The organism is Psychrobacter sp. T6-1, assembly GCF_052258445.1.
The window spans coordinates 1-3564 of the sequence record NZ_JBQQFC010000261.1 but is presented as its reverse complement, the minus strand read 5'-3'; the positions used below and the strand labels follow the sequence as shown (position 1 = coordinate 3564).

Genomic DNA, 3564 nt, shown 5'->3' with positions numbered 1-3564 from the left:
GTCTTTCATAATAATGGCCATGGTTGTCATAAATGGAGGTTAAAAAGGGGAGCGCTATCAACCTAAAACTAAGCTGATAAAAAGATCATTTTGAGCAAAAGCATCTGCAACGCAAGCAGCTTATACTGCGGGCAGCGCATAAAATAGTTATTCTAGCATCAAAGGCAATTGACTTCCTAGTAAACCTGGGCGAAAGTTACCAATCTAAAAGTAATGTCAATGACAACTTTTTTGTAGGATGTATACGCTAGATTTAATAATCTAAGTGGTTAATTAAGATGAGCAGCTAATAGGCAGTTGCGGCGCATCAGGAGCAGGCGGACGCGTATCAAGATCAGTGGCAATATCTTGCACCTCAAATGGGTTGGCAAGCAAATGGTACAAACGCGCAACCTCATCAAATTGCCCTTGCTCAGCGGCCGTAATTGCCCGCTGCGCCATATCATTACGCAGAACATAAACAGGGTTATTACCCTTTAGCTCTAAAATAACTTGCTCAACTGCACGCTCAGAGTGCGTTAAATACTCTAAATAACGCGCTGACCACTCTTGCCACACCTCTACAGCTTGAACCGATAACTCAGCCTGCATGGTACTCAGTAATTGCGCCTCAAAAGGATGATCATCTGGCGCAACCAACGCCAACAAAGCCCGAAAGCTATTGGTATAGTCAAGGGTGTTATCTTCGATAAAGGTCATAAATTCAAAAGCGAGACTTAAACTCTCAGAACTATGCGCTATACCTAGCTTGCGGCACAGGCCTTGCTGGTAATGCTGCATAAAGACGGTTTCATAAGGCGCTAGGCACTCACCTAGCATCTCACGTGTAACATTCAGGCGCATAAAGTGCGGCAACCAAACATTGAGGTTCCAGTAGCCAATAGCAGGCTGATTTTGATAAGCATAGCGCCCGGTATGATCAGAATGATTGTTGATCCAGCCAGGATTAAAGCGCTCCATAAAGCCAAATGGACCAAAATCGAGCGTACTACCAGTAATCGACAGATTGTCAGTATTCATAACGCCATGAGCAAAACCGATCAATTGCCAGTCAGCGATCATGCGCGCAGTGCGCTCGACGACGGCGCCTAAGAACGCCACTATCGGCTGATCTTGCTCTCGGCACTCAGGGTAATAGGTGTCAATCATATAATCTGTAAACTCGCCTAGTAGCTCAGGGGCGTAGCTGGTAATCCACTCAACGTGACCTAAACGAATATGGCTATCTGCCACTCGCATTAACGCTGCGCCCGCCTCCATACGCTCACGGCGTACTGGCGTCTCGGACACCACAAACCCTAAAGCATTAGAAGCAGCAACGCCAAGCGCACTAAAAGCATGACCGCACAGATACTCACGAATCGTACTACGCAATACCGCGCGCCCATCCCCCATACGCGAGTAGGGCGTAAGTCCAATACCCTTTAAGTGCAAATCTTGTAATTGATCGTTATTATCAATGACTTGCGCCATGAGAAGCCCGCGCCCATCACCCAATTGTCCTGCCCACTGCCCAAACTGATGACCAGCATAGGCCATAGCTAGGGGCTCAAAACCCTCTGGCACGTAGACGCCGCCGATAATCTCAACCCAGCGCGCCATCAAGTCCTCATCATCACTAAAACCTAACTGATCGGCGACTTGATGATTAAAATGTCCTGCTGTTGGGTTTTTAAGCGCTGTTGGCGGCTGGCGATGATAAAGGCGCGGATCTAAAGTAGCATAAGTGTTTTGATAACGCATAGAGTCTATTCCTATTAAGACTTGCTAAGAGTAAGCAAGCTTGAGATATAACGCTACTATAGCATAGCGCTATAAAGCAGCTAACGTAAAAAATGAGCGTCGCCACATTCAAACAAAAAAAATCCCTTCATCTATGACAGATAAAGGGAAGGAGAAAACGATAAATTATCAAGCAGTGATTGCGCTTTTTAAATAAGGACTTGCGCGGCTCTTATTTAAGCCGCTTTGGCGCTATGACCGATAGAACGAAAAGCGGTCTTTAGATTGCTATTATGCTCAAGGATACGCTGTTCAACTTTGGCATATTCGTGCTTGAGCTTATCGTCCACTTCATGCAAGCGATCAGCAAATTCTGTCTTTTTCATTTCAACCGCTTTAGCTTTGAGCGCCTGCCACTCTTCAACTGTTTTGGTAAAGGCGTCGTATTCAAACTTGATGCGATCTTGGAATTTTTGCATGGCATGCGGAATATCGATACCGCCGGCATTGATCTCATCAATCTGCTGCTGGGCACGCTTAAACTGCATTTTGACTTCAGCATGTTTGATTGTCGTATCATCAACTCGGCGCAGATCCGTAGTCAGACCCACTTTTGATAGCGCAGTGATCATCCATTTGGTAGGATCGTACTGCCACCATTTAACACCATTACGATAATCATACTGGAAGAAATGGTGGTAGTTATGATAACCCTCACCCCAAGTAAAGATCGCTAAGAAAAAGTTATCACGCGCGGTGTTGGTATCAGTATAAGGACGTGAGCCAAACATATGACATAGAGAATTGATAAAGAAAGTGAAGTGATGAGTCAGTACTAAGCGTAGCAAACCTGCTAGCACTAGCGTGCCCCAAACATCACCGATCAACCAACCTACTGCGGCTACCATAGCAACGTTAGTCGCTAGTACCCATAGACCATAGTACTTATGCTGAATTTGCAATACTTTATCTTTAGTTAAGTCAGGAATGTTTTTATAATCAAAACGTCCACTTGGATAATTGCGCAGCATCCAGCCAATATGGCTAAAGAAAAACCCACGCTTGGCTGAATAAGGGTCTTCCATACGATCATCGACATGACGATGGTGAGTGCGGTGACCCGATACCCAATCAAAAGCTGAGCCTTGTACCGCAAGAGTGGCGCCAAGGAGTAAAAACTTCTCAACGACAGGATGCGCTTTGTAAGCACGATGCGCCAAAAGGCGATGATAGCCGCCTGTGATGCTCATACCCGTCCAGACCATAAAGGCACCAAATACGCCCCAAACTGGCGCGCTCACTTGATGAGTGAGTAAGTACCATGGCGTAATAACGGCTGCTGCAATCGGCGTCGCTATCAAGAATATCGCTGGCACTAAGTTAATAGGCGATTTTTTGAATTCAAGCTCAAGGGGATCTACATTCTCGATGTCACTATTAAAAGCAGTCTCTTGCCCGCCTTGTGCGTTAGCAGAATTATGCGCCGTATCCGCTCTGTTACTATCGAGCAGAGTCTTAAAGCGTGTCGCTTGCAATCCTGCGGCCTGAATGAGTGTATCGCCAGATTGAATGGCAAGACGTAAACCTTTAAGAGGCAAGCCCAGTGCTTTTTTTAAAATCATAAATTATTCCTGATAGGATTGATTTCGATGCCCTATATTACCCTATATCAACACTAAAGTGAACAGGTATACACTATAAAAATATTGCTAAATAACAATAACTTGTATGAATTAAAAGCGATATTTATGTAAATATGAGCCAAGCTGTCGCTCTTGACATAATCGTGTAAGTATTACCTCAAATATGTAGCTTTATAAAGCTACAATTAAGTTCGGTAAT

General features: G+C 44.8%; 2 protein-coding genes. Both read right to left on the bottom strand.

Annotated features, from left to right (window positions below):
* Window positions 1-273: 273 nt before the first annotated feature.
* Complete coding sequence (locus ACTXGO_RS11285) at window positions 274-1743, bottom strand: protein adenylyltransferase SelO (RefSeq protein ID WP_435950845.1); 1470 nt, start codon at window positions 1741-1743, stop codon at window positions 274-276.
* 215 nt (window positions 1744-1958) lie between these two features.
* Complete coding sequence (locus tag ACTXGO_RS11280; RefSeq protein ID WP_443574553.1) at window positions 1959-3344, bottom strand: acyl-CoA desaturase; 1386 nt, start codon at window positions 3342-3344, stop codon at window positions 1959-1961.
* Between the last annotated feature and the right edge of the window lie 220 nt (window positions 3345-3564).

Coding starts and splice junctions, on each gene's coding strand:
- ACTXGO_RS11285 (WP_435950845.1), bottom strand. CDS start 1,743: ATGCGTTATCAAAACACTTATGCTACTTTAGATCCGCGCCTTTATCAT.
- ACTXGO_RS11280 (WP_443574553.1), bottom strand. CDS start 3,344: ATGATTTTAAAAAAAGCACTGGGCTTGCCTCTTAAAGGTTTACGTCTT.